Origin of the sequence: Pararhodobacter aggregans (assembly GCF_003075525.1) — a bacterium.
Taxonomy (GTDB): Bacteria; Pseudomonadota; Alphaproteobacteria; order Rhodobacterales; family Rhodobacteraceae; genus Pararhodobacter; species Pararhodobacter aggregans.
Map to the genome: position 1 here is coordinate 1 of NZ_QDDR01000010.1, position 24393 is coordinate 24393.

The following is a 24393-nucleotide window of genomic DNA, read 5'->3' on the forward strand; positions in this document are numbered from 1 at the left end:
CCGCCCGCCCTTCGTCTTTGTTCCAGAAATATCCTCGGGGTTTCCAAAGGGGGGCGTGCCCCCCTTTGGGCGGGGGGTGCGGGGGGCGGCAGCCCCCCGCCTCCGGTCGCCCGACGCCCAGACGCCCAGGGCGTCGGGGCCGAGGGCGAAACCCCTCCTCCTCTGGACCTTCGCCGCGCCGGGGTGTTTAACTCGCGCAGCATGACAGAGGGAGAGGCATGATGGCCGTCGGTTCGCGCATCCGCACCTGGTTCGAGGGAAGCTGGCACGAGGGCGATGTCCCGGTGATGAAGGCCGCCGATCACGGCGCCTGGCTGGGCAGCACGGTTTTCGACGGCGCCCGCTACGTGGACGGGCTGACCCCCGACCTCGACCTGCATCTGGCCCGCGTCAACCGCTCGGCCGAGGCGCTGATGATCCAGCCCTCGATGAGCGTCGAGCAGATGCTGGACATCACCCGTGAGGGGCTCGAAGGTTTCGCGCCTGCCGTCTATATCCGGCCGATGTACTGGTCGGTCCACGGCGGCCCCTCGGGCGTGCTGGCGACTTATGGCGACACCGGCTTCGCGCTCTGCCTCGAAGCCATCCCCATGGCGCCCGAGGAGGCGACGACCACGCTGACCACCACCCGCTTCCGCCGCCCGACGCTCGACGTGGCGGTCACCAATGCCAAGGCCGGCTGCCTCTATCCCAACAACGCAAGGATGCTGGCCGAGGCCAATGCCAAGGGCTTCGGCAACGCGCTGGTGCAAGACAGCAACGGCAATGTCGCGGAATCGGCCACGGCGAATGTGTTCATGGTCAAGGATGGCGAGGTCTTCACCCCCATCGCCAACGGCACCTTCCTCAGCGGCATCACCCGCGCCCGCCACATCAAGAACCTGCGCGCCGATGGCGTCACGGTGCATGAGGCGGTGCTCACCCTCGACGATTTCCGCGGCGCGGACGAGGTGTTCCTGTCGGGCAACATGTCCAAGGTCACCCCGGTCAGCGCCTTCGACGACGTGACCTATGCCATCGGCCCCGTCACCCGCCGCACGCGGCAGCTCTACTGGGATTGGGCGGCCTCGGCCCGGTGAGGGAACGCTCGCGCCTCTTCCGACGGGTGCGGATCCTCTACCGGGGGCGGACCGAATACGCCAAGCGCTTCCGCTACGGGCTGATCGTCTTCGACGTCGCCTCGATCCTCTATTTCATCATCGCCGCCGCCCTGCCCTATTCGGGCTGGGTGACGGCGATCAACCTCGGGCTCGGGCTGGTGATCCTGCTCGATTTCCTGGCCCGGCTCTGGGTCGACGACAACCGGCGGCGCATGCTGCTCAGGATCTACACCATCGCCGATATCGTGGTGCTGCTGTCGCTGCTCGTCGCGCCCTTCCTCAGCCATGACATCACCTTCCTCAGGATCCTGCGGGGCTTGCGGCTCCTGCATTCCTATCACCTGATCACCGACCTCAGGCGCGACTGGAAACTGTTCCGCCGGCACGAGGAGACCTTCGTCGCGGGCCTGCATCTGTTCGTTTTCCTGTTCGTGACGACCTCGCTGGCCTTCGCCCTGTTCTTTCCGGCCCATACCGGCTTTGCCGCCTATGTCGACGCGCTCTATTTCACCGTCGCCACGCTCACGACCACGGGCTTTGGCGACATCACCCTGCACACGACCGGCGGGAAACTCTTCTCTGTGGCGGTCATGGTGGTGGGCGTGGCGCTCTTCGTGCAATTCGCCCGCGCCCTCTTCCAGCCGCCCAAGGTGCGCTACGAATGCCCGACCTGCGGCCTCAACCGCCACGATCCCGACGCCGTTCATTGCAAGCATTGCGGCGAACAGCTGAAGATCACGACATCCGGCTATCGCGACTGACCGCCCACCCCGCCCGACGCCCGCCGCTTCTGGACAGCCCGCGGAGCATCCGCCAATATGGCCCGACCAACCGGAGACACTGAATGCGCAAGTTCCTCGTCGTGCTGGACGACAGCCGCGAATGCCTGAACGCGATCCGCTTCGCCGCACTCCGGGCTGCCCATACCGGCGGCGGCGTCACCATCCTGTCGGTCATCCCGCCCGAGGAATTCCAGCACTGGATCGGCGTGGCCGACCTGATGCGCGAGGAAGCGCGCGAGCGCATCGAGGCTCATTTCGAGGTCTTCGCCAAATGGATGCGCGACAAACACGGGATCCAGCCCGACCTGGTGATCCGCGAGGGCAAGCCCGTGGACGAGATCCTGGGCCTGATCGAGGAAGACCCCGAGATCGGGATCCTGGTCCTCGGCGCGGGTTCGGACCGGGCGGGCCCCGGCCCGCTGGTCACGCAGCTGAGCCGCAACTCGGGCTCGCTGCCGGTGCCGATCACCATCGTGCCCGGCACCATGGACAAGGCCCGGATGGAAAAGATCGCCTGATCAGCGCCAGCGCTCCAGCCTGAGACCCGCATCCCGCCCCTCGCCGAACCCCGCCTCGGGGCCGAGGCCGGTGGCGGGGTCGAGGAAGCGCTCGGCCTCGGCCTCGGCCTTCAGATGCCGGTCCAGGAACGCCGCGGCGAAATGCTGGGCGATGGCGTTCATCCGCACCGAGTCCCAGACCGCATCGGCGTAATGCAGGAAGGGCGCCCAGCCCAGCTTGGCGCTCAGCGCGTGGCTTTCCACGGGCGCGGGGATCGGCGCCGCGGCATTGTGGCCCGCGTTGAGGAAGGTCAGCAGCAGACCCCGCGCCGACTCGGCAATGCCGCGCATCCCGTCATAGCCCGAGGTCTCGTCCCGGTCCCCGGCCATCACCAGCACCGGCAACCCCGCCAGCGCGCCAAGACCCGCGGGCGACCAGAGCCCGTGGCTGTTACCGAAGGGACCGATGGCGATGACCGCTTTCAGCGCCTCGGGCGGCGGCGGTGCGGCACCTTCCAGATGGCCGGCCAGCAGGTCATGGGGCGGCGCATGCTCATGATCGCGGACGGCGGGGGCAAGCCCCGCCCCCGCCGTCACCAGCGCCCCGTAGCCGCCCATGGAATAGCCGATGATCGCCGCCTCGGCCCCGGCGTTCGGTAACTCCGCCAGCGCGCCCAGCAGGAAGCGCTGGTCGAGCGGCCGGTGGTGCAGCGTCGCGCCGAACGGGCCCTGATCCTCGTAGGTGCTGTCGGGATGGTCGGCGGCCGCCACCAGATACCCGCGCGAGGCCAGAGCCTCGGCCAGATGCGCCAGCAGGTAGCGGTTGCCCGGATAGCCATGCGAGATCAGCACCAGCGGAAACCGGCCCGGCGCCGGATTGGCATTGCGCGCGGCCCGGCCCTGCAGGGTGATCGGCGTCTCGCCGTCGCGCAAAAGCGTGCGATAGGTGCCGCCCGCCCGCGTGTTGGTCAGCGCCGGATACCAGAGCTCCGTCACCAGCGCCCGGGGCCTGCGCACCACCGCCTCGGTCGAGGCCGCGACATCCACGCGGTCGGGATCGGTGACGGTGAGGGTCCGCACGCCCACCGGCAGGGGACCGGGACCGGCCAGAGGCGGGGAATCGGGGCGGGTGGCGTCGACGCGGTTGTGCTGGCTCATGGCGCGAAGACTGCATCCCGATCCCGGCCTGCGCAAGGTTGCCCGGCCCGGTCAATCCGCGTATCAGCGGGCCAGCGCCCAAGACGGAGTCCCGCCCGATGTCCCAGCCCGCCCCCCTTCCCGCCGACGACCGCCTGATCGTCGCCCTTGATGTACCCAATGTGGTGCAGGGGCTCGAAATCGCCCGGCGCCTCGGCGATCAGGTCAGCTTCTACAAGATCGGCCTCGGCATGCTGACCGGCGGCGGGCTGGCGCTGGCCAACGAGATGAAGCAGGAGATGGGCAAACGCATCTTCCTCGACATGAAATTCTTCGACATCCCGGCCACGGTCGAAGCGGCGGTGCGCGGCATCGCCCGCTTCGACCTCGATTTCCTGACCGTGCACGGGGACCCGACTGTGGTCCGCGCCGCGCGCGAGGGCGCGGCGGGCAGCGGGCTGAAGATCCTGGCGGTGACGGTGCTGACGGCGATGGACCGCGCCGACCTCGACGCCGCGATGATCGTGCCGGGCGAGATGGCCGATATCGTCACCGAACGCGCCGAGCGCGCCTTCGCCGCGGGCGCCGATGGCGTGATCGCCAGCCCGCACGAAGCCGCCCGGATCCGCGCCCTGCCCGGCGCGGCGGGCCGGCTGATCGTGACCCCGGGGGTTCGGCCCGCCGGCTCGGCCGCCAACGACCAGAAACGCATCGCCACCCCGGCCGAGGCGGTGCGCGCCGGCGCCGACCACATCGTCGTGGGCCGCCCGGTCTGGAACGCCCAGGACCCGGCCGCCGCCGCCCGCGCCATCGTCGTGGAACTGGCGGGCACCTGAAAGGGGCGAGGGGTTTCGCCCTCGTTGCCCGCTGCCGCGAGCGCCTCGGGCGACCAGCGGCGCGGCTTCGCCGCGCCGAAGAAGGGGGGCTTTCTGCCCCCCTCTTGGCCCAAGGGCCAATTCACCCCCCGAGGATATTTAGGGCGCAAAGAAGGCGGCATAACGCCCTCTTAACCTTCATCTTTGTTCTCTAAATATCCTCGGGGGTTTCCAAAGGGGGCCCGAGGGTCCCCTTTGGCGGGGGGCGCGGGGGGCTGGCCCCCCGCCTCCTCCCGGCCCGCGCCAGTCACAGAGGCTCGATATCGCCCTCGGCACGGGTCGCATGGAATTCAGCCACGAAGGCCGCAAGCCGACCGCCTGCGATGGCGGCGCGCAGGCCTGCCATCAGGTCCTGATAATACTGCAGATTGTGCCAGGTCAGCAGCATGGAGCCGATGATCTCGTCGGCCTTCACCACATGGTGCAGATAGGCCCTCGAATAGGACCGGCAGGCCGGGCAGGTGCAGGCCTCGTCCAGGGGGCGGGGATCGTCGCGGTGGCGGGCGTTGCGCAGATTGACCGAGCCGCGGCGCGTCCAGGCCTGCCCCGTCCGCCCCGAACGCGAGGGCAGCACGCAATCCATCATGTCGACGCCGCGTTCGACCGCGCCCACGATGTCGTCGGGCTTGCCCACGCCCATCAGGTAGCGCGGCTTGTCCTCGGGCAGGAAGCCGGGCGCGTAATCGAGGACGCCGAACATCGCCGCCTGCCCCTCGCCCACCGCCAGCCCGCCGATGGCGTAGCCCTCGAAGCCGATCTCGCGCAGCGCCGCTGCCGATTCCTCGCGCAGGTCGCGGGTGACGCCGCCCTGCATGATCCCGAACAGCGCATGGCCCGGCCGGTCGCCGAAGGCCTCGCGCGAGCGGCGGGCCCAGCGCATCGACATGCGCATCGACTCGGCCACCACCTTGTCCTCGGCCGGCAGCGCCGGGCATTCGTCGAAGGCCATGACGATGTCGGAGCCCAGAAGCCGCTGGATCTCCATCGAGCGCTCGGGCGTCAGCATATGCTTGGAGCCGTCGATATGCGAGGCGAAACGCACCCCCTCCTCGGTCAGTTTGCGCAACGATGCCAGGGACATGACCTGGAACCCGCCGGAATCGGTCAGGATCGGCCGTTCCCAGTTCATGAACCTGTGCAGCCCCCCCAGCGCCGCGATCCGCTCGGCCGTCGGGCGCAGCATCAGGTGATAGGTATTGCCCAGCAGGATGTCGGCGCCGGTCGCGCGCACGCTTTCCGGCATCATCGCCTTGACCGTGCCCGCCGTGCCGACCGGCATGAAGGCCGGCGTGCGGATCTCGCCCCGGGGGGTGTGGATCACCCCGGTGCGCGCCGCCCCGTCCACCGCACTCAGCTCAAAGGAAAACCGCTCGACCATCCGTCACCTCGCTTTGGCCGCGCTTTTAGCCGCTCGCGGCTGCTCTTGCCAGCCCGGGCCGGGAGCGGCACACTCGCGCCCATGAGCACCCTGACCGAAAGCCGCGCGGGCGGCATCCTGACCCTGACGCTGGAAAACGGCGTCGCGCATCCCTTGTCGCTGGGCATGATCCGCGCCCTGCACCGGGCCATCACGGGCGCGCAGACCGACCCCGAGACCCGGGTGATCCTGGTCCATGGGCCGGGGCGCATCTTCAGCGCCGGGCACGATCTGAAGGAGATCGCCGCCCATCGCGCCGATCCCAACCGGGGCGCGGCCTATATCCGCGCGCTTTTCGAGGAATGCGCGGCGATGATGCAGGCGCTCGCCACCTCGCGCAAACCGACCCTCGCCCGGGTCGAGGGGCTGGCCACCGCCGCGGGCCTGCAACTGATCGCGTCCTGCGATCTGGCCTTCCTGTCCGAGAATGCCCGCGTCTGCCTGCCGGGCGTCAAGCGCGGCGGCTTCTGCACCACGCCGGCGGTCGGCGTCGGCCGCAAGGCCTCGCGCGCGGCGCTGATGGAGCTGGTGCTGACCGGCGCCGAGAAACCGGCCGATTGGGCGCTGCGGGCCGGGCTTGCGACCGAGGTCCTGCCCGAGGCGGAACTGGCCGGGCGCGTGGCCGAGGTGGCGGAAACGCTCGCCGGGCGCTTCTCGCCCATCTCGGAGGACGGGCTGGCCGCGACGAGGCGGCAGCTGGAACTGCCGCTCGATCAGGCCTATGCGCTGGCGACCGAGGCGATGATCGGCCATTTCATGGACCCCGCCCTGCCGGACCCGATCCTGCCGCGGAAGAATGCGGCGGCGGCGGAATGACAGGGGCCCCCTTTACGCACCCCCGGGGAAAACTTATATCTTCGCTCAGGAATACCTGAGCCCCGAGGAAGGCATGGACGCCTCGCAGAACCAAGAGCCCGCCGAAGGCACCCCGCTGATCGCGCCCTCGACCACCGAACACCCGCTTTACGAGCCGGTGGTCGATGCCTGTCGCACGGTCTTCGACCCCGAGATCCCGGTCAATATCTATGACCTGGGGCTGGTCTATACCGTGGCCATCGACCCCGAGAACAAGGTGAAGATCGTCATGACCCTGACCGCCCCGGGCTGCCCGGTGGCCGGCGAGATGCCCGGCTGGGTGCAGGATGCCGTGGGCTCGGTCCCCGGCGTGCAGGATGTCGACATCGACATGACCTTCGACCCGCAATGGGGGATGGAGATGATGTCGGATGAGGCCCGTCTTGAACTGGGGTTCATGTAAGTGTTCGGCATTCCCGGAAAATCCCCCGTCACCCTGACGCCCGCCGCCGAGCGGCACGTCGCGCGGCTGATGTCCAGGCAGGGCAAGATGGGCCTGCGGATCGGCGTCAAGAAGGGCGGCTGCGCGGGGATGGAATACACGATGGATTTCGCCGACGAGATCGAGCCGCATGAGGAGATCGTGCAGCAGGGCGAGGCCCGGGTGCTGATCGCGCCGATGGCGCAGATGTTCCTTTTCGGCACCGAGATCGACTACCAAACCGGGCTGCTGGAATCGGGCTTCAAGTTCCGCAACCCCAATGTCTCGGAGGCCTGCGGCTGCGGCGAGAGCGTGAAGTTCGAGGATGTCGAGACGCTGAAGGCCAAGCTCGACGCGGCCAGCAAGGCCGGGTGAGAATGTTCGGGTGAAGGCGGGGGGCGGCCGCCCCCCGCGCCCCCTGCTTCAAGGGGGTCTGCAACCCCCTTGAAAATCCCCCTGCGCGTATTTCCGGCAGAATGAAGAACGGGCGCGGCGTATGGCCGGGCCCGTGGGACTTTCTTGAGACATGGTGAACGGCAGGCGCCAAGTCCTCGATCTCTCAGGGCCTGGCCGGGTGTCCCGCGCGCGGGACACCCGCCTGGATCATTCCTCGCCCGGCAGGATCCGCACGCCGCCCTTGGCCGCCGAGGAGGCGAACATCGCATAGGCCTTCAGCGCGGTCGACACGGCGCGCTTGCGGGGGGCGGCGGGTTTCCAGGGCAGCGGGCCCTTGGCGGCGCGGCGGGCCTCCAGCGTGGCATCGTCCACCGCCAGGTTGATCGAGCGGTTGGGGATGTCGATCTCGATCCGGTCGCCGGTTTCCACGAGGCCGATCAGCCCGCCCTCGGCCGCCTCAGGCGAGGCATGGCCGATCGACAGGCCCGAGGTCCCTCCCGAGAACCGCCCGTCGGTCAGCAGCGCGCAGGCTTTGCCCAGACCTTTCGACTTCAGGTAGCTGGTCGGATAGAGCATCTCCTGCATGCCCGGCCCGCCCTGCGGCCCCTCGTAGCGGATGACGACCACATCGCCTTCCTTGACCTTGCCGGTCAGGATGCCGCTCACCGCGTCGTCCTGGCTTTCATAGACCCGCGCCGTGCCGGTGAATTTCAGGATCGACTCGTCCACGCCCGCCGTCTTCACGATGCAGCCGTTGAGCGCGATGTTCCCGAAGAGGACCGCCAGCCCGCCGTCCTTCGAAAAGGCATGCTCGACATTGCGGATCACGCCCTTGTCGCGGTCGGCATCCAGCGCCTTGTAGCGGTTGTCGGTCGAGAAGGCCTGCGTGGTCCGCACCCCGCCGGGGGCTGCGCGGTAGAACTGATCCACCGCCGGGTCATTCGCCGTCTTGATGTCCCAGGTCGCCAGCGCCTCGGCCATGGAGCCCGAATGCACGGTGCGCGCCGCGCCATGCAGGAGGCCCCCGCGATGCATCTCGCCCAGGATGCCCATGATGCCGCCGGCGCGGTGCACGTCCTCCATATGGACGTTCTGCGTGTTGGGCGCGACCTTGCACAGGCAGGGCACCTTGCGGCTCAGCCGGTCGATATCGGTCATGGTGAAATCGACCTTGCCCTCATAGGCGATGGCCAGAAGGTGCAGCACGGTGTTGGTGGACCCGCCCATGGCGATATCCAGCGACATGGCGTTCTCGAACGCCTCGAAGGTCGCCACCTCGCGCGGCAGATAGCCGGGCTCGTCCCCTTCGTAATGGGCCTTGGTGATCTCGACGATCCGGCGACCGGCGCGCAGGAAGATCTCCTTGCGGTCGGCGTGCGTGGCCAGCATCGAGCCGTTGCCGGGCAGCGCCAGACCCAGCGCCTCGGCGAGGCAGTTCATCGAGTTCGCCGTGAACATGCCGGAACACGAGCCGCAGGTCGGGCAGGCGTTTTCCTCGAATTCCTGCACCTGCGCGTCGGTGTAATTGTCATCCGCCGCCACGATCATCGCGTCGATCAGGTCGACCTTGCGCACGAGGTCACCGATCTGCACCTTGCCGGCCTCCATCGGGCCGCCGGACACGAAGATGGTCGGGATGTTCAGCCGCATGGCGGCCATCATCATGCCGGGGGTGATCTTGTCGCAGTTCGAGATGCAGACCATCGCATCGGCGCAATGGGCGTTGACCATGTATTCCACGCTGTCGGCGATCAACTCGCGCGAGGGCAGCGAATAGAGCATCCCGTCATGGCCCATGGCGATACCGTCATCGACGGCGATCGTGTTGAATTCCTTGGCCACGCCGCCCGCCGCCTCGATCTCGCGCGCGACCATCTGGCCGAGGTCCTTGAGGTGGACGTGACCGGGCACGAATTGCGTGAAGCTGTTGACGACGGCGATGATCGGCTTGCCGAAATCGCTGTCGGTCATCCCCGTGGCGCGCCAGAGGCCCCGGGCCCCGGCCATGTTGCGCCCATGGGTGGAACGCCTCGAACGGTATTGCGGCATGGTCAGGCTCTCCCTTGGCTGTTGGCCGTCCATAGCGTGTTTGCCGGGCAGAGGGAAGATCTGCGGCGCCTTGCCCGCTTGGCCCCGGGGCCGATCCGTGGTCTGTTGCGCGGCAAGAATGGGAGGACCCGATGAAGAAACTCGCCGCCGGAAACTGGAAGATGAACGGGCGCACCGCCCAGCTGACCGAGGCCATGGCGCTGGCCGCCGCCCATCCCTCCCCCACGGTCGATGTGCTGCTCTGCCCGCCCGCCACCCTGCTTGCCGCCATGGCGCAGGCGATGGTCGGCACGGCGGTGGCACTCGGCGGGCAGGATTGCCACGCCGCCGAGAAGGGCGCGCATACCGGCGACATCGCGGCGGCGATGCTGGTGGATGCGGGCGCCTCCCATGTGATCCTCGGCCATTCCGAGCGCCGCGCCGATCATGGCGAAAGCTCGGCGGATGTCGCGGCCAAGGTGCGCGCCGCCTGGGCGGCGGGGCTCACCGCCATCGTCTGTCTGGGCGAGACCGAGGCGCAGCGCGACGCGGGCGAGACGCTGGCGGTGATCGGCGCGCAGCTCGCGGGCTCCCTGCCCGAAGGCGCCAGCGCGGAAAACACCGTCATCGCCTATGAACCCGTCTGGGCCATCGGCACCGGCCGCACCCCCACGCCCGAGCAGATCGCCGAGGTCCACGCCTTCCTGCGCCAGAACGCGCCCGATGCGGGCATCCGGCTGCTCTACGGCGGTTCGGTCAATCCGGGGAACGCGGCGGCGATCTTCGCCCTGCCCAATGTCGATGGCGCGCTGGTCGGCGGCGCCTCGCTGAAAGCCGCGGATTTCGGCCAGATCATCACCGCCCTCGAAGCCGCCTGATCTTCATTCTGCCAAAAATACGCACGGAGGGGGTCCGGGGGAGGGGCGTGCCCCTCCCCCGCCTTTTGTTTCGGGACGGGAGGGGCGTGCCCCTGCCCCGCCTGTTTCAGTCCAGCGCCCCGGCGCGCCGCAGCGCCTCGGCGAAGGCGCGGGTATCCACCGCCAGATGCGACGAGGACATCTGCGGGAAGGGCGGCTGGGCGTCGAAGAACTGGCTGTCCACCGCCACCAGACGCCATTCCCCGTCCCGCAGGTGCATGATCGGCGAGCCGGAATCGCCCTGGGTCGTGTCGCAGGTATGGATCATCGAGCCGTCGCGATAGGCGGTCAGGATCTGGCAATCCATATGCCCCGAGGGGAAGCGCCCGGTATCCCAGCTATAGCCCATCTGGCTGACCAGATAGGTGCCGTTGCGGATCTCGGTCAGGTCGTCCTTGTTGAAGACATAGGGCCGGACATAGCCGATCTCATCGCCCAGATCGCGGTCCAGCGTCAGGATCGCCCAATCGTCGCCGTTGCCGCCATTGGGCGCGGCGCTCTGCGGTGAATAATCGGGCGCCACGACCGAGCTGACGACATGGGCGATGCCCTGTTCGGTATCGCCGTAGGCCCCGGCGCGGAAGCTGATGACCTTGGCCAGCTGCCCGTTCTCGCCCTGCATGCAATGCGCGGCGGTGGCGATCAGGCGCGGTGCGATCAGCGTCGCGGTGCAGGAGCCGTCCTCGAGCGTGAGCAGGCCCACGGCGCGCCACGGCATCTGCGTGACATCGGGATGCACCCGGTCGTCATGGCCGAAGTAATGGTCACGCAGCACCACCGGCCGGTCGCGGCCGATGCAATCGGCGGTATCGGTGAAGGCCCGGCAGGTGGCGCGGGCGCTGCCCGGCTCCTCGCAGATGCCGTTGAACGAGGTCTCGCAATTGTTCGAGCGGTTGCGCATCATGGCGACCGGCGCGCAATCGGTGCGGTCGGTGCCCGAGATGCAGGCGCCGGTGCCGATGCCCGGGTCGTCGCATTCGCCGTCATTGGCCCAGCGGCAGCTGTCGTCCGAGCCGATGGCCAGCGCCCGGCAATCCGAGGCATCGGTGCCGTTCTCGCAGGCGCCGGTGCCGCCGAAGCGGATGTCGTCGCATTCGCGGTCATTGGCCCAGCGGCAGGTATCGTTGCCCAGCTGGGCCCGGATCTCGGCCGGGACCGCATCCATCAGGCGCTGCCAGCTGGCGGCCTCGGCCCGGCAATCATTGGCGTCGGTGCCGCTTTCGCAGGCGCCGGTGCCGCCGAAGCGGGATTCGTCGCATTCGTTGTCATTGGCCCAGCGGCAGGTATTGGCCTGCGCAAGCACCGCCCCCGGCACGGCTGCCAGCAACAGCGCCGTCAGGATCAGGGGAAATCTGGTATTCCGAAATGTCTTCATGAACATGGCAAGCCCCACCGCCATAAGAATGAGGGGCCGCCCCCCGGCGAATACCCGGGGGGCGGCGGTCGCTCTCAGTGTTCGCGGTCCATGACCCATTGCGGCGAGGCGATGGTCACGCCCAGCGTCGCCATGCCACCCGCCCCCGCGTAGCTGCCGGCGAAGACCGCATAGGCCCCGGCCTGCGGGTTCGGGATCATGACGCCCGGGTTCAGCTGCTCGAAATCGTCGTTGCAATAGATCCGCCCGTCGGGCGCCACGACCGTCAGCGTGCCGTCGGTATCGGCGACCATGTAGACCATGAGCTGCGGCAGACCCTCGACCGCGTCGATCACCAGATCCGGCTGGCCGGGGGTGATGTAGCCCGCGCAGCCGTCGCCCATGCCGAAGGCCTCGGTCTGGCTGGGGGTGATGTCGAAGATCACCCGCGGGTCGATCCTTGTGTCCGGGCCGAAGCTCAGCCGCGCGACCGAGGGCTCGGCGGTGACATTGAGCGTCGAGGGCGCGGTCTGGCCACCGGCCAGCGCGGTGGCGTTCCAGTTGGGCTCTCCCATCGAGGCATAGAGGTTGTAGGTCCCCCCCGCCCCCGGCGCGTAGCTGCCGACATAGACCAGATAATCGCCCGGCTGGGCGGCGTTGATGCTGATGCCCGGGTTCAGCTGGAAGGCGTCGTCATTGCACGACCAGCTGCCATCGGGCGCCCGCACGGCCAGCACCAGATCGGTTTCCGACCGGGCATAGATCGACATCATCGATTGCGCACCATCGAGCGACAGCACCAGATCGGGGGCCGAAATATCGGTGAAACCGGCGCAATACATGCCGATCGGCAGCGATTCGACGGGATCTTGCGACGAGACCGGCGCGCTGGCCAGCAGCTGGCCCTGCAGCGCCTGATCGGCGTCGAAGGCGACATGGCCGGCGCGGGGCTCGGCGTCGAGGTTGACGACCGCATCCGAGAAGGCCGGCATCCCGGCCGAGGCATAGAGGTCATAGACCGACCCCGGCCCCGGGCTGTAGCCGCCGACAAAGACCTGATACTCGCCCGGCTGGGCCGCGTCGAAGGTGACGGCCGGGTTCAGGTTGTAGCTGTCGTCGTTGCAATGGACCTGACCCGCCGGGTCGATCACCGCCATCACCAGATCGCGTTCCGAGAGGGCGAAGACGCTGAAACGGTCGCTCGCCTGATCCAGCGTCAGGATCGCGTCGGCCGCGTCGAGGCGGCTGTAGCCCCAGCAATTGTCCTGGGCCAGCGGGCGCAGTTCCTCTTCGGCGTAAAGCGGTGCGCCGCTGACCAGCGTCTGGCGCGCGCTGTCGGGGCTGGGCGCAAAGGCGAAGCGGCCCGCGCGCGGCTCGCCCAGACGGGCAACGTCGAGGCCGAAAAGCTCGATGGCCGAGACCGGGGTCTCCGAGGCGAAGAGCCGCGCGTCGATGCTGCTGCCCTCGGCCGCACCCAGCCAGACCGTGTAGCGCCCGGGCGCGACATGGCCCAGCGAGGTGCTGACGAAGCCCTGGTCATCGGCCAGAGCGCAGCGATAGAGCCCGTCAGGCGTGCCCAGCACCAGGCTTTGCAGCCCCGCCCCGGCCCCGGTGAAGGAAAGCGTGTCCATCGGCGCCGTGACCTCGAAAGCCGCGCCCGCGCTTTCGGCCGGGACCACGCCCAGACAGCCCCGCACGAAGGACGCGGCGGGCTCGGTCACCGGGCCATAGACGCGCAGGCCGATGCGCTGGCGCAGGAAGGGATCGGTGGCGGGGCTCAGCTCGACGGCGAACCCGGCCTCTTGCGCCAGCGCCGCGCCGCTGGCGAGCGGCAGCATCAGGGTGGCCAGCGCGGTGGTAGCGGTCAATAACGGTCGATCAATGCGGGTCATTCTGCAATCCTTTGTCCTCGGACCTCGGTCCTGCGGTCGATACGCGCCCATTGACTTTCAGGCCCCGGGCGCCAGCGCGGCAAGAGTGCCCCGCCCCCGCCGCGCGCGTCAATCACATTGCAGGCCGCTCACGGCTTGGTGCAGCGCCGCCCCATCTGGGGATGGCAGCGGCGACGACCATGCTGTAAGGACAGGGCAATCCGGCCCCCGCCCGGCACGACGATCCGCACGACAGCCCGCACGACAGGAAGCCCGACATGGCGCGAATTCTCATCACCTCGGCGTTACCCTACATCAACGGGATCAAGCATCTGGGCAATCTGGTCGGCAGCCAACTGCCCGCCGACCTCTATGCCCGGTACATGCGCGCGCGGGGCCATGAGGTGATGTTCATCTGCGCCACCGACGAACACGGCACCCCGGCGGAACTCGCCGCCGCCAAGGCGAAGAAGCCGGTCGCCGAGTATTGCGCCGAGATGCACGAGGTTCAGGCGGATCTGGCCGCCGGGTTCCGGCTGTCGTTCGACCACTTCGGCCGCTCCTCCAGCCCGCAGAACCACAAGCTGACCCAGCACATGGCCGGTCGGCTGAAGGCGGCGGGCCTGATTTCCGAGGTGAGCGAGAAACAGGTCTATTCCAACGCCGACGGCCGTTTCCTGCCCGACCGCTATATCGAGGGCACCTGCCCGAACTGCGGCTATGACCGGGCCCGCGGCGACCAATGCGAGAATTGCACCAAGCAGCTGGACCCGACCGACCTTATCAACCCTCGCTCGGCCATCTCGGGCTCGACCGATCTGGAGGTGCGCGAGACCAAGCACCTGTTCCTGCGCCAGCGCGACATGCGCGACCAGCTGCGCGACTGGATCAAGTCCAAGAAGGACTGGCCGATCCTGACCACCTCGATCGCGCTGAAATGGCTCGATGACGGCGACGGGTTGCAGGACCGCGGCATCACCCGCGACCTCGACTGGGGGATCCCGGTCAAGGATGGTCAGGCCGAATGGCCCGGCATGGAGGGCAAGGTCTTCTATGTCTGGTTCGACGCCCCCATCGAATACATCGCCGCGACAGCGGAATGGGCCGAGGCCCAGGGCCTGGGCGATGACGCCTGGGAACGCTGGTGGCGCACCGACAAGGGCGCGGAGGACGTGCGCTATATCGAATTCATGGGCAAGGACAACGTGCCCTTCCACACGCTCAGCTTCCCGGCCACGCTGATGGGTTCGGGCGAGCCGTGGAAGCTGGTCGATTACATCAAGTCCTTCAATTACCTGAATTATGACGGCGGCCAGTTCTCCACCTCGCAGGGCCGGGGCGTGTTCATGGATCAGGCGCTTTCCATCCTGCCGCCCGATTTCTGGCGCTGGTGGCTGCTGTCGCACGCGCCAGAAAGCTCGGACAGCGAATTCACCTGGGAGAATTTCCAGGCCTCGGTGAACAAGGATCTGGCCGACGTGCTGGGCAACCTCGTCAGCCGCGTCACCAAATTCTGCCGCTCGAAATTCGGCGAAATGGTGCCCGAAGGCGGCAGCCTCGGCCCGCGCGAGGAGAAGCTGGTCGCCGACCTGACCGAGAAGCTGCGCAGCTACGAGGGCCTGATGGAGGCCATGGAAGTGCGCAAATCCTCGGCCGAGCTGCGCGCGCTCTGGGTTCTGGGCAACGAATACCTGCAAGAGGCCGCGCCCTGGTCGACCTTCAAGACCGACCCGGACCTGGCCGCCGCGCAGGTGCGCCTCGCGCTCAACCTGATCCGGCTTTACGCCGTCGTCTCGCAGCCCTTCATCCCCGATGCGGCGCAGGCGATGATGGACGCGATGGGTTGCAGCGACTGGTCCTGGCCCGGGGACGTGGGCGCGGCGCTGTCGCTGCTGCCCGCGGGCCATGCCTTCACCACGCCCGAAGTGCTGTTTGCCAAGATCACCGACGAGGCGCGCGAGGATTGGCAAAGCCGCTTCGCCGGGATCCGCACCTGAGACCGGCCGCCTGACACCCCAAAGGTTGACAGGCGACCAAGCGTGAACGACCCTGAATCCCGCCCGTCATTTTGGGGCGGGATTTTTCCAAAGGTCGTTTGCATGAAGCTCTCCATCCCCCTCGCGGCGGCACTGTGCCTTCTGGCCCAGTCCGCAATCGCCCAGACCGATCTGACCGCGATCAGCCTCAGCGCCCGCGCCTATGAGCAGGTGACAAGCTGGCAGGAACGCGGCTTCCGCCCCGCCGGCCTGAGCGAAGTGGTGCGCGTGCCGGGTCACATCCTCCTCGATGTGCGCGCGGTGCTGGACGGCCCCTGGTCCGACACCATCGAGCGGGCGCAGGCGGGGTCGCGTGACATCCGCCTCGTGCTGCCCGACGGGCGTGAACTGGAGCCCGAGGGCGGCTATCAGTACTGGGGGCAACTCGGCCTCATCCCCCGCACCATCTCGGCCCGCCGTCCCCGCGACTTCCCCGAGGCCGACGCCGATATCCACTGGAACGGCCTGTTTCTGGTGCCCGAGGGCGTGACCCAGGCGACCCTGACCATCGCCAGCGACGACATCCGCTTTTCCGGCGTGGTGAGCGTGCCCAAGACCTCGACGCCCGAAACCGCCGCCAGCTTCGCCCGGTTCGAGCCGCAGGGCATCCGCCGCTTCCGGGTGGCCGAATTGCAGGACGGCAATGGCGCGGGCGCCGTGCCCTCGACCATCACCGCGCTCCCCGGCACCGTGCTGGCCGAGATCGAGGTGCAGGTCACGGGCGTCGCGGGCAACAACGCCGATGGCGACGACCGCTTCAACTGGAGCACCTCGGATTTCCGCCTGACCGATCCTCAGGGCCAGACCCTGCCCCTGATCGGCGAACGCTTCATCCGCCGGGTGCTCGATTCCCAGTTCAACGGCGTCGATATCGGCGATTCTGCGGAACGGACCATGCTCTGGCTGGTGCCCGAGGGGCTGACCGAGGCAAGGCTCGTCTTCGGCGAGACCGAGGTGGCGACGGTCGCGCTGGCCAGCGCCGCCATCACCGAGACCGACTGAGCCCGGCGGCGGCCTGCCACCCCGCTTGCCGGCGGCGCGATTTCGATTGCGCCTGCCGGGGGCTGGGGTAGGCTGGCCGCATGTTCACCATCGAGCACGATTTCGACGCCACCGTCATCACCCTCATCGACGAGGGGGAGGCCCCCCTCAACGAGGATGTGGTGATCGAAAGCCATGAAGAGGGCGTGACCCTCACCCAGGTCGACCCCGACACCGACGAGGTGATGGTGGTCAACCTGTCGATGCACCAGCTGAAGGAACTGCGCGCCGCGCTGGACCTGCCGGAAGGGATCTACCGGCTGAAACGGCCCTCGGGCGATCAGTCCAGCTGAAACAGCTTGTCGCGCGCCGTCTGGCCCCTGAGCAGGGTCAGCCGGGTCGGCGCCACGCCCATCGCCTTGGCCAGCAGCTTGCGCACCGCCTCGTTGGCCCGGCCCTGATCGGCCGGCGCCGTCACCCAGATCCGCAAAGGATCGCCCGCCTCGATCGCCTCGCGCTTGGCCCGGGGCGTGGCGCGCACCGCCAGCTTCGCCCCCGGCACGGCCAGGGCCGAAAGGTCGGGCAGGCTCACCCCTGCAAGGCCCGGATCATCATCGCCCGGTCCACGTTCCCGCCCGAGGCCACCGCGATCACCGCCCCCGCACCCGGCCGGAACAACGCCGCCGCCAGCGCCACCGCGCCGCCCGGCTCCAGCACGATCTTCAGCCGGTCATGGGCCAGCGCCATCGCCCTTAGCGCCTCGTCCTCGGTCACCACCAGCCCCGGCCCGCAGAGGTCGCGCAGCAGGGGCCAGGTCAGGTCCCCCGTCACCGGCGTGATGATCGCATCGCAGATCGAGCCCGAGAGCCGCTCGTTCCTCAGCCGCTCCCCGGCCGCCTGCGACCGCGCCACATCGTCGAAACCCTCGGGCTCGACCGGATGCACCACCATGCCGGGCGCCCGCGCCTGCAGGGCCAGCGCGATGCCCGAGGTCAGGCCGCCGCCGCCGCAGGGCACCAGCACCACCGCCTCGGTCACGCCCGCCTCGGCCGCCTGTTCGGCGATCTCCAGCCCGGTGGTGCCCTGCCCCGCGATCACCTCGGCCATATCGAAGGGCTTGACCAGCGCCAGCCCCCGCTCCGCTGCGAGCCGCGCGCCCAGCGCGTCGCGATCCTCGGCCGCGCGGTCATAGGTTACGACCTCGGCCCCCAGGGCGCGGGTATTGGCGATCTTGATGGCGGGCGCGTCCGCCGGCATCACGATCACCGCCGGGATGCCGTGCATCTTCGCGGCCAGCGCCACCCCCTGCGCGTGATTGCCCGAGGAATAGGCGATGACCCCGCTGAGCGGCCCGGCCTCGACCAAAGCCGAGACCGCGTTCCAGCCGCCCCGGAACTTGAAGGACCCGGTGTGCTGCAGGCATTCGGCCTTCACGAAGACCCTCCGCCCGGCGATCTCGTCCAGAAAGGGCGAGGACAGCAGCGGCGTGCGCCGGGCATGGCCGGAAAGCCGCTTGGCGGCGGCCTCGATCAGGGCAATGGAGGTCATATCAGCAATCCCAGGAAACGGTGAATGGCGGTGACGGCCTCGGGCTCGTCAAGGAAGGGGATATGGCCGCGGTCGGGCACCTCGGCCAGGATCATGTCGGGGGCCCGCGCCGCCATCTCGTCGGCGGTGGCCTGGGTCAGCAGGTCGGAATTGGCGCCCCGGATCAGCGCCAGCGGCTTCGCGGCGCATAGCTCGAACAATGGCCAGGCATCGGCCGGGGGCTGCTTCATCGCCTCCAGGAAAGCGGTCCTGAGCGCCGGGTCGTAATTGATATCAAGTCCCTGATCAGTCTCGATATAATGGCGCTTCGCCTCGTCCATCCAGCGGCTGGCGGGGGCGTCGAACCCCTCCATCGACAGCTGCAGCGCCACCGCCGCCGCGGCATGGGTCCGCGCCGCCGGGCGGCGGCCGATGTAATCGCGGATCCGCTCCAGCCCCAGGGGCTCGATCACCGGCCCCACGTCGTTCAGGATCAGGCCCCGCACCCGCTCGGGCGCCACGGCGGACAGGTACATCCCGATCAGCCCCCCGCGCGAGGTGCCAAGAATCGCCGCGCTCTCGATCCCCAGATGGTCGAGCAGAGCCAGCGCATCGGCGCCCTCCTGCACGATGGTATAGGTCTCGGCCCCGGTCCAGTCCGACTTGCCGCGCCCGCGGTAATCCAGGCGGATCAGCCGCAGGGGCGGCAGATGCGGCGCCAGATAGTCGAAATCGCTGCCGTTGCGGGTCAGCCCCGCCAGGCACAGCAGCGGAATGCCGTGGCCTTCGTCCGTGAACCAGAGCCGGGCGCCATCGGCGGCGGAGAAATGGGGCATGCGCGGGGTCCGTGATTGTCGCCCTGCACTAGATCACGCGCGCCCGGGACGGGCAAGGATCACAGAAGCCCGCGCGCCGCCAGATCCGCCTCCAGCGCGGGGGGCGTGGTGAAAAGATGAACCTGCATCCCCACCGCCCGCGCGCCGGCGACATTGCCCGCGCTGTCGTCGATGAACAGGCAATCTTCGGCCGCCAGCCCGTGGCGCTCCAGCAGCAGCCGATAGATCGCCGCCCCGGGTTTCAACAGACCCACTTGCCCCGAGACGATGACATCCTCGAAATCCTCCCCCAGCCGCGGGTGGACGCGCAGCGCCACCGGCCAGGTCTCGGCGGCGAAATTGGTGATGGCGAAAAGGCGCAAACCCTTGGCCTTCAGCCGGTCGATCAGCGCCCAGGTCCCGGCGATGGGCTCGCGGATCGTCTCGCCGAAGCGCGCCGGATACTCGGCCAGCGCCTCGGCCTCGGCGCCATGGGCGGCGCGCAGCTCGGCCATGGCCTCGGCAAAGGGCCGCCCGCCGTCATTGGCCAGGTTCCAGGCGGCAAAGCCCATCCGCTCCAGATAGGCCAGCGCCGCCTCCCGCTCGGGATAGACATGCGCGACGGCCAGCTCCGGCCGCCAGCGGATCAGCACATTTCCTACATCGAACACCAGGTTCACCGCCGAAACCCCGAAATTTCCGCCACAAATCCCACCTTCTTTGCGCCGCAAATATCCCGGGGGGCGCGCGGCACGCGCGGCGGGGGGCAGCGCCCCCCGGGCGGGCCGAGGGGGCTCGATGCCCCCGAGGCCCGCCCCTCCCCGCTCACAGGGTCGTGTTCACCCCGCCGCCATCCAGCAGCAGGTTCTGCCCGACGATGAAGCCCGCGTGCTGCGAGCACAGGAACGCACAGGCCGCGCCGAATTCCGCCGCCGTGCCATAGCGCCCGGCCGGGATCGACGCCTCGCGCGCTTTGCGCGCGTCCTCCAGCGAGCCGCCGGCGGCCTTGGCCGCGCCCGTGTCCAGCGCCACGGCGCGGTCGGTGTCGTGGATCCCCGGCAGCAGGTTGTTGATCGTGACCCCGGTCTTCGCCACCTGGCGCGAGGTTCCCGCGACAAAGCCCGTAAGCCCGGTCCGCGCCGAATTCGACAGCCCCAGCACCCCGATCGGCGCCTTGACCGCCTGGCTGGTGATGTTGACCACCCGGCCCCAGCCGCGCGCCATCATCCCCGGCACCAGCGCCTGCATCAGCGCGATCGGCGTCAGCATGTTGCCGTCCAGCGCCTTGATGAAATCCTCACGCGCCCAGTCGGTCCAGGTGCCGGGGGGCGGGCCGCCCGCGTTGGTCACCAGGATATCGACCTCGCCCGCGGCCTCCAGCACCCGCGCCCGGCCCTCCTCGGTGGTGATATCGGCCGCGACCGCGATCACCTCGACGCCATAGCGCTCGCGGATCGCCGCCGCCGTCGCTTCCAGCGCCTCGGCGCCGCGGGCGTTCATCACCAGCGTGCAGCCCGCTTCCGCCAGGGCCTCGGCGCAGCCCCGGCCCAGCCCCTTGGACGAGGCGCAGACCAGCGCGCGTTTACCCCTGATCCCCAGATCCATGACGCATCTCCTCTTGTTGCCGGGCAGAGGTAACCTGCCCTCGTCCGGCCGACAACCCGGGCGCGATTGACCTCCGCCCGCGCCCCGCCCTAAGATCGCCGCTGCTCTGCCCTCCCGGAACCGCGATGGTCGCCCAATCCCCCAGCCCGCCCCTGCCCGCCGCCCATGCCGTGGCCGCCTTTCCGGCCGCCGCGCTCGCGGTCGTCTCGGGCGCCAATGCGGGCGACGCGCTGCCCGCGCCGGGGGACTCGGTCTGCGGCGACTACTACCGGCTGGACGAGGCCGCGGCGCCGCTGACCCTGATGCTCGACCTGGAGGGCGGCGCGGGCGGCCGTCTGGCCCCGGGCAGCGAGGCGGGGCGCCCCGGTGATCCGGTCCGGCTGGAGGGACGGCTTTCGCTGATGGCGCCCGATGGCGATCTGGTCGAGGTGCTGGTGCTGGCCCTGCCCGACGCCCGTGTCGCCCTGCCCCTGTCGCCCTTGCGCCCCAAGCTCACCTATTCGCTGATCGCCACCGATCCCACGCCCGGGCCGATCCGGCTGGCCGATGTGGTGGCCGGCGCCTTCGCCCAGGGCACGCGGATCGCGCTGGCGGACGGGCGGCAGGTCCCGGTCGAGGATCTGGCACCGGGCGAGCGGGTCATCACCCGCGACCACGGCGCCCAGGCGTTGCGCTGGAAGGGCGAGGTCACGCTCAGGGCCGAGGGCGGTTTCGCCCCGGTCACCGTGCTGCCCGGCGTCATGGGCAACCCCGGCGCGCTGATCGTCAGCCCCTATCACCGGCTGTTCCTCTATCGCCGCGACGCGCGGGCCCTGGCGGGCGCCGCCGAATTGCTGGTGCAGGCGCGCCATCTGGTCGACGGCCAGTCGATCCTGCGGCGCGAGGGCGGTTTCGTCACCTATCACTCGCTGGTCTTCGACGCGCATGAGGTGATCTATGCCGAGGGCGTCCCCTGCGAGAGCCTGATGGTCTGCCCCTCGGTCGTGACCCGCCTGCCCGAGGATCTGGCCCTGCCCCTGGCCGAGGCCTTCCCGGGCCTTTCCCAGCACGCCCATACCGGCGCCGATCTGCGCCCCGAGCTGGTCTCGCGCCTGCGCGACCGGCCGGGCAGCGCCTCCAGCGGGATCTGACCCATGCCCTTTGCCGCCATCCTCGCCGCCACCGACCTGACCGCGCGTTCCGCGCAGGTGCCCGGCCGGGCCCGGACCCTGGCGCAGGCCCCCGGTTCGCGGGTGCTGCTGGTCCATGTCCGGCCGGAGGACCGCAAGAAACCCCCGGCGGCCGAGGTCGAGGCAGAACTCGCCGACATCGCCGAGGCAAGCGGCGCCGATGGCTTCCGCCTGCTCACGGGCGAGGCTGGGCCGCAGATGGCGGCGCTGGCGCGCGAACAGGCGGCCGGGCTGATCGTGCTGGGGCTGCATCAGGAGCGGCGCGTGCTGGACCTCCTGCGCCTCACGACGATGGAGAAGATCGTGCTGGCCGCGCCCTGCCCGGTGCTGATCGCCCAGCTGCCGCCCGAACGCCCCTATCGGCAGGTGCTGCTGGCGACCGATTTCTCGCCCGCCTCGGCCGAGGCGCTGAAAGCCGCGGCCCGGGTCGCGCCGGGCGCCGAATTCCACGCCATCCATGCGCTGGAACTGCCGCTGGTCGGCGACCGCGAGGCGGCGCGGGAACGGGCCGAGGCCGCGCGGGCCGCCTTCCTCGCCACGCCCGGCCTGCCGACCCTGGCCGAGCGGCCCGAGATCGTGCCCGGCGGGGTGCATCAGGTGCTGGCCTTCCGGCACGAGGAACTGGGCGCGGATCTGTTGTGCCTTGGCGCGCAATCGGGCAAGGATCCGGGAACGCTGGGCAATTACGCGCGCGACCTGATGCGGGCGCCGCCCTCGGACATGCTGGTGGCGAAGGCACTGTGACGCCTCTCACGCCACCCGCCGCCCCGCCACCCAGGTGCCCCTGACCGCCGCCTCGGCCCCGAAACGCCGCACGCGGATCACATCGGCCCTCAGCCCCTCGACCAGCCGTCCGCGGTCCGCCAGCCCCGCCGCGCGGGCCGGGGCCGCGGTGACCGTGGCCAGCCCCCGAGCCAGATCGCCCCAGATCGCGCCCAGCATCAGCCCGCCGCTCAGCAGCGCCGAGGGCACGTAATCCGAGGACAGCACCTGCAGCACCCCCTGCCGGGCCAGCGCCTCGGCCGCGACATTGCCGGAATGCGAGCCGCCCCGGATCAGGTTCGGCGCCCCCATCATCACCGCGATCCCGGCCCGGTGGCAGGCAAGCGCCGCCGCCTCGGTCGTCGGGAATTCGGCGATGGTGGCGCCGTGCCGGGCCGAGGCCGCGACATGCGCTTCGGTCGTGTCGTCATGGCTGGCCAGCACCGCCCCCAGCCGCCCGGCCGCCGCCACGGCTGCGGCCTCGTGCGGCAGGCGCCGCGCCGCGCCCAGTGCCTGCTGGGCGTGCAGATGCTCCTGAAACTCCGCTTCGGAAAACCCGTGCTTGCCGCGCACGTAATGGCGGAAGATGGCGATATCGGCGAACTGGCGCTGACCGGGGGTGTGGTCCATCAGGCTGACGATGCCGACCCGGTCGGCGGGGCCGAAGCCGTCAAGCTCGCGCTCCAGCGTCTCGGAGCAGATCTCGGCCCTCAGGTGCAGGCGGTGGCTGACCCGCAGCGCCCCCGTCCGATGCGCGGCGAGGATCCGGTCGGCCACGCCCCGCGCGTATTCCCCGGCACCATACGGTCGGCTGACCAGTGCCCCCACCCGCAAAGCGTCGAAAACCGTGGTGATGCCGACCGCCGCCAGTTCCGCATCATGGGCCAGCAGCGCCGCCGCCTGCGGCCAGTTGACGCCCGGGCGGGGCTTGAGGTGGCGCTCCAGATTGTCGGTATGCAGTTCGACCAGACCGGGCATGACCAGATCGCCCTCGCAATCGACGGCGCCCGTCGGCAGGTCCGTCCCCGCCTCGATCCGCCGGATCACGCCGCCCGCCATCTCCAGCCAGCCCGGCAGGACCTCGCCCGGCAGGACCAGCCGGGCATTGGCAAGGATCGTCGTCTCGGTCATCCTGTCGGCGCTCCTGTCACAGCGCTGTGATCCCGGCTGCGCATGGTTGCTGCATGAAACGCTACGCCCTGTATTACGCCCCGCCGCCCGGTCCCTGGGCCGAAACCGCCGCGCGCTGGCTCGGCCGCGATGCTGTCAGTGGCGAGGCGCGGATGCAACCGCATCTCGCGCTGGCCGGCCTGACCGCCAGCGCCCGGCGTTACGGCTTCCACGCCACGCTGAAGGCGCCGTTCCGTCTGGCCGAAGGGTCAAGCGAGGAGGACCTGCTGGCCGCGGTAGAGGTCTTCGCCGCGGGCATCGCGCCCTTCTCGGTCGAGGGGCTGCGCGTCGCGGTCCTGGACGGGTTCCTGGCGCTGGTGCCCGCGGGCGATGCCTCGGCGCTGGACACCTTTGCCGCGCAGGTGGTGGTCCGGTTCGAACGCTTCCGCGCGCCGCTCGCCGCCGAGGACCGCGCCCGCCGCCGCCCCGAGCAACTCAGCGTGCGCCAGCGCGCCCTCCTCGATACCTATGGCTACCCCTGGGTGATGGAGGAATTCCGCTTCCACATGACCCTGACCGACCGGCTGACGTCCGAACAGAGCGCCCGCCTTCAGCCGCTGGCCGAGGCCGATTTCACCCCGGTCCTGCCACGGCCGTTCGTACTGGGTGCGCTCTCGGTCTTCGCCGAGGATGCCGAGGGCCTGTTTACCGAGATCCACCGCGCCCGGCTGGGCTGAG

Annotated in this window: 25 protein-coding genes; 14 read left to right on the forward strand and 11 right to left on the reverse strand. The window is 69.5% G+C overall.

Features of this window, described 5'->3' with window-relative positions; genetic code table 11:
* Nucleotides 1–221: 221 nt before the first annotated feature.
* From DDE23_RS17545 to DDE23_RS17555, 3 genes are all read left to right on the forward strand, one after another.
* Complete coding sequence (locus DDE23_RS17545) at nucleotides 222–1079, forward strand: branched-chain amino acid aminotransferase (RefSeq protein WP_107751989.1); 858 nt, start codon at nucleotides 222–224, stop codon at nucleotides 1077–1079.
* Nucleotides 1076–1861, forward strand: coding sequence for an ion channel (locus DDE23_RS17550; protein WP_107751988.1), 786 nt, complete (start codon nucleotides 1076–1078; stop codon nucleotides 1859–1861). The genes DDE23_RS17545 and DDE23_RS17550 overlap by 4 nt, the downstream gene beginning before the upstream one ends.
* A gap of 83 nt (nucleotides 1862–1944) precedes the next feature.
* Entirely contained in the window at nucleotides 1945–2400 is a 456-nt protein-coding gene (locus DDE23_RS17555; protein WP_107751829.1) for a universal stress protein, read from the forward strand.
* On the opposite strand, the gene DDE23_RS17560 is transcribed toward DDE23_RS17555, so the two are convergent.
* Nucleotides 2401–3537, reverse strand: a complete 1137-nt coding sequence (locus tag DDE23_RS17560) for an alpha/beta hydrolase family protein (protein ID WP_107751830.1) — start codon at nucleotides 3535–3537, stop codon at nucleotides 2401–2403.
* Nucleotides 3538–3635: 98 nt separating this feature from the next.
* Between DDE23_RS17560 and pyrF the strand changes: the two genes are divergently transcribed.
* Nucleotides 3636–4352 (forward strand): orotidine-5'-phosphate decarboxylase, encoded by a 717-nt coding sequence (gene pyrF, locus DDE23_RS17565; protein WP_107751831.1) that lies wholly within the window; start codon nucleotides 3636–3638, stop codon nucleotides 4350–4352.
* Nucleotides 4353–4638: 286 nt separating this feature from the next.
* Here the strand turns inward: pyrF and tgt are convergent, their stop codons facing one another.
* Nucleotides 4639–5769, reverse strand: a complete 1131-nt coding sequence (tgt, locus tag DDE23_RS17570) for a tRNA guanosine(34) transglycosylase Tgt (protein WP_107751832.1) — start codon at nucleotides 5767–5769, stop codon at nucleotides 4639–4641.
* Nucleotides 5770–5850: 81 nt separating this feature from the next.
* Here tgt and DDE23_RS17575 point away from each other — a divergent pair, with 81 nt between their 5' ends.
* The 3 genes from DDE23_RS17575 (at nucleotide 5851) to DDE23_RS17585 (ending at nucleotide 7459) form a co-directional block, all read left to right on the forward strand.
* The gene (locus tag DDE23_RS17575; protein WP_107751833.1) at nucleotides 5851–6624 is read left to right on the forward strand and encodes an enoyl-CoA hydratase-related protein; all 774 of its coding nucleotides are present in this window, start codon (nucleotides 5851–5853) and stop codon (nucleotides 6622–6624) included.
* Nucleotides 6625–6697: 73 nt separating this feature from the next.
* Nucleotides 6698–7066 (forward strand): SUF system Fe-S cluster assembly protein, encoded by a 369-nt coding sequence (locus DDE23_RS17580; RefSeq protein WP_107751834.1) that lies wholly within the window; start codon nucleotides 6698–6700, stop codon nucleotides 7064–7066.
* Nucleotides 7067–7459 carry a HesB/IscA family protein gene (locus DDE23_RS17585; protein WP_107751835.1) on the forward strand — a complete coding sequence of 131 codons (393 nt, stop codon included), beginning with the start codon at nucleotides 7067–7069 and terminating at the stop codon, nucleotides 7457–7459.
* A gap of 228 nt (nucleotides 7460–7687) precedes the next feature.
* Here the strand turns inward: DDE23_RS17585 and ilvD are convergent, their stop codons facing one another.
* Nucleotides 7688–9529, reverse strand: coding sequence for a dihydroxy-acid dehydratase (gene ilvD, locus DDE23_RS17590; protein WP_107751836.1), 1842 nt, complete (start codon nucleotides 9527–9529; stop codon nucleotides 7688–7690).
* A gap of 131 nt (nucleotides 9530–9660) precedes the next feature.
* On the opposite strand from ilvD, the gene tpiA reads away from it, so the two are divergent.
* A complete protein-coding gene (gene tpiA, locus DDE23_RS17595; RefSeq protein ID WP_107751837.1) occupies nucleotides 9661–10386 on the forward strand; it encodes a triose-phosphate isomerase in 726 nt (241 codons plus the stop codon).
* Between the two features lie 106 nt (nucleotides 10387–10492).
* Here the strand turns inward: tpiA and DDE23_RS17600 are convergent, their stop codons facing one another.
* Both DDE23_RS17600 and DDE23_RS17605 read right to left on the reverse strand, forming a co-directional pair.
* Nucleotides 10493–11806, reverse strand: a complete 1314-nt coding sequence (locus DDE23_RS17600; protein ID WP_157958066.1) for a trypsin-like serine peptidase — start codon at nucleotides 11804–11806, stop codon at nucleotides 10493–10495.
* 68 nt (nucleotides 11807–11874) lie between these two features.
* Entirely contained in the window at nucleotides 11875–13671 is a 1797-nt protein-coding gene (locus tag DDE23_RS17605) for a hypothetical protein (RefSeq protein WP_133239585.1), read from the reverse strand.
* 257 nt (nucleotides 13672–13928) lie between these two features.
* On the opposite strand from DDE23_RS17605, the gene metG reads away from it, so the two are divergent.
* The 3 genes from metG (at nucleotide 13929) to DDE23_RS17620 (ending at nucleotide 17020) form a co-directional block, all read left to right on the forward strand.
* A complete protein-coding gene (gene metG / locus DDE23_RS17610; RefSeq protein WP_107751840.1) occupies nucleotides 13929–15647 on the forward strand; it encodes a methionine--tRNA ligase in 1719 nt (572 codons plus the stop codon).
* 102 nt (nucleotides 15648–15749) lie between these two features.
* Nucleotides 15750–16688: a hypothetical protein gene (locus DDE23_RS17615; RefSeq protein WP_107751841.1), complete on the forward strand. Its 939-nt coding sequence runs from the start codon at nucleotides 15750–15752 to the stop codon at nucleotides 16686–16688.
* 80 nt (nucleotides 16689–16768) lie between these two features.
* Nucleotides 16769–17020 (forward strand): hypothetical protein, encoded by a 252-nt coding sequence (locus tag DDE23_RS17620; protein ID WP_107751842.1) that lies wholly within the window; start codon nucleotides 16769–16771, stop codon nucleotides 17018–17020.
* Here DDE23_RS17620 and DDE23_RS17625 read toward each other — a convergent pair.
* The 5 genes from DDE23_RS17625 to DDE23_RS17645 all read right to left on the reverse strand — a co-directional run bounded on the left by DDE23_RS17625 (nucleotide 17008) and on the right by DDE23_RS17645 (nucleotide 20614).
* Nucleotides 17008–17259 (reverse strand): DUF167 domain-containing protein, encoded by a 252-nt coding sequence (locus DDE23_RS17625; protein WP_107751843.1) that lies wholly within the window; start codon nucleotides 17257–17259, stop codon nucleotides 17008–17010. The two genes, DDE23_RS17620 and DDE23_RS17625, sit on opposite strands and share 13 nt — an antisense overlap.
* Entirely contained in the window at nucleotides 17256–18215 is a 960-nt protein-coding gene (locus DDE23_RS17630; RefSeq protein WP_107751844.1) for a threonine ammonia-lyase, read from the reverse strand. The genes DDE23_RS17625 and DDE23_RS17630 overlap by 4 nt, the downstream gene beginning before the upstream one ends.
* A complete protein-coding gene (locus DDE23_RS17635) occupies nucleotides 18212–19030 on the reverse strand; it encodes an alpha/beta fold hydrolase (RefSeq protein WP_107751845.1) in 819 nt (272 codons plus the stop codon). Before DDE23_RS17635 ends, DDE23_RS17630 begins: the two co-directional genes overlap by 4 nt.
* Nucleotides 19031–19089: 59 nt before the next feature.
* Nucleotides 19090–19680, reverse strand: coding sequence for an HAD family hydrolase (locus DDE23_RS17640; protein ID WP_238150041.1), 591 nt, complete (start codon nucleotides 19678–19680; stop codon nucleotides 19090–19092).
* Nucleotides 19681–19834: 154 nt separating this feature from the next.
* Complete coding sequence (locus tag DDE23_RS17645; RefSeq protein WP_107751847.1) at nucleotides 19835–20614, reverse strand: SDR family oxidoreductase; 780 nt, start codon at nucleotides 20612–20614, stop codon at nucleotides 19835–19837.
* Between the two features lie 125 nt (nucleotides 20615–20739).
* On the opposite strand from DDE23_RS17645, the gene DDE23_RS17650 reads away from it, so the two are divergent.
* Both DDE23_RS17650 and DDE23_RS17655 read left to right on the forward strand, forming a co-directional pair.
* Nucleotides 20740–21744: a Hint domain-containing protein gene (locus DDE23_RS17650; protein WP_107751848.1), complete on the forward strand. Its 1005-nt coding sequence runs from the start codon at nucleotides 20740–20742 to the stop codon at nucleotides 21742–21744.
* Between the two features lie 3 nt (nucleotides 21745–21747).
* Nucleotides 21748–22527 carry a universal stress protein gene (locus tag DDE23_RS17655; protein WP_107751849.1) on the forward strand — a complete coding sequence of 260 codons (780 nt, stop codon included), beginning with the start codon at nucleotides 21748–21750 and terminating at the stop codon, nucleotides 22525–22527.
* Nucleotides 22528–22533: 6 nt separating this feature from the next.
* On the opposite strand, the gene DDE23_RS17660 is transcribed toward DDE23_RS17655, so the two are convergent.
* Complete coding sequence (locus DDE23_RS17660) at nucleotides 22534–23676, reverse strand: alpha-D-ribose 1-methylphosphonate 5-triphosphate diphosphatase (protein WP_107751850.1); 1143 nt, start codon at nucleotides 23674–23676, stop codon at nucleotides 22534–22536.
* A 53-nt stretch (nucleotides 23677–23729) separates the two neighbouring features.
* On the opposite strand from DDE23_RS17660, the gene DDE23_RS17665 reads away from it, so the two are divergent.
* Nucleotides 23730–24392 (forward strand): DUF1045 domain-containing protein, encoded by a 663-nt coding sequence (locus tag DDE23_RS17665; RefSeq protein ID WP_107751851.1) that lies wholly within the window; start codon nucleotides 23730–23732, stop codon nucleotides 24390–24392.
* The last annotated feature ends 1 nt before the right edge of the window (nucleotide 24393 follow it).

Coding starts and splice junctions, on each gene's coding strand:
- DDE23_RS17545 (WP_107751989.1), top strand. CDS start 222: ATGGCCGTCGGTTCGCGCATCCGCACCTGGTTCGAGGGAAGCTGGCAC.
- DDE23_RS17555 (WP_107751829.1), top strand. CDS start 1,945: ATGCGCAAGTTCCTCGTCGTGCTGGACGACAGCCGCGAATGCCTGAAC.
- DDE23_RS17560 (WP_107751830.1), bottom strand. CDS start 3,537: ATGAGCCAGCACAACCGCGTCGACGCCACCCGCCCCGATTCCCCGCCT.
- pyrF (WP_107751831.1), top strand. CDS start 3,636: ATGTCCCAGCCCGCCCCCCTTCCCGCCGACGACCGCCTGATCGTCGCC.
- tgt (WP_107751832.1), bottom strand. CDS start 5,769: ATGGTCGAGCGGTTTTCCTTTGAGCTGAGTGCGGTGGACGGGGCGGCG.
- DDE23_RS17575 (WP_107751833.1), top strand. CDS start 5,851: ATGAGCACCCTGACCGAAAGCCGCGCGGGCGGCATCCTGACCCTGACG.
- DDE23_RS17580 (WP_107751834.1), top strand. CDS start 6,698: ATGGACGCCTCGCAGAACCAAGAGCCCGCCGAAGGCACCCCGCTGATC.
- ilvD (WP_107751836.1), bottom strand. CDS start 9,529: ATGCCGCAATACCGTTCGAGGCGTTCCACCCATGGGCGCAACATGGCC.
- tpiA (WP_107751837.1), top strand. CDS start 9,661: ATGAAGAAACTCGCCGCCGGAAACTGGAAGATGAACGGGCGCACCGCC.
- DDE23_RS17600 (WP_157958066.1), bottom strand. CDS start 11,806: ATGTTCATGAAGACATTTCGGAATACCAGATTTCCCCTGATCCTGACG.
- DDE23_RS17605 (WP_133239585.1), bottom strand. CDS start 13,671: ATGACCCGCATTGATCGACCGTTATTGACCGCTACCACCGCGCTGGCC.
- metG (WP_107751840.1), top strand. CDS start 13,929: ATGGCGCGAATTCTCATCACCTCGGCGTTACCCTACATCAACGGGATC.
- DDE23_RS17615 (WP_107751841.1), top strand. CDS start 15,750: ATGAAGCTCTCCATCCCCCTCGCGGCGGCACTGTGCCTTCTGGCCCAG.
- DDE23_RS17620 (WP_107751842.1), top strand. CDS start 16,769: ATGTTCACCATCGAGCACGATTTCGACGCCACCGTCATCACCCTCATC.
- DDE23_RS17630 (WP_107751844.1), bottom strand. CDS start 18,215: ATGACCTCCATTGCCCTGATCGAGGCCGCCGCCAAGCGGCTTTCCGGC.
- DDE23_RS17635 (WP_107751845.1), bottom strand. CDS start 19,030: ATGCCCCATTTCTCCGCCGCCGATGGCGCCCGGCTCTGGTTCACGGAC.
- DDE23_RS17645 (WP_107751847.1), bottom strand. CDS start 20,614: ATGGATCTGGGGATCAGGGGTAAACGCGCGCTGGTCTGCGCCTCGTCC.
- DDE23_RS17650 (WP_107751848.1), top strand. CDS start 20,740: ATGGTCGCCCAATCCCCCAGCCCGCCCCTGCCCGCCGCCCATGCCGTG.
- DDE23_RS17655 (WP_107751849.1), top strand. CDS start 21,748: ATGCCCTTTGCCGCCATCCTCGCCGCCACCGACCTGACCGCGCGTTCC.
- DDE23_RS17660 (WP_107751850.1), bottom strand. CDS start 23,676: ATGACCGAGACGACGATCCTTGCCAATGCCCGGCTGGTCCTGCCGGGC.
- DDE23_RS17665 (WP_107751851.1), top strand. CDS start 23,730: ATGAAACGCTACGCCCTGTATTACGCCCCGCCGCCCGGTCCCTGGGCC.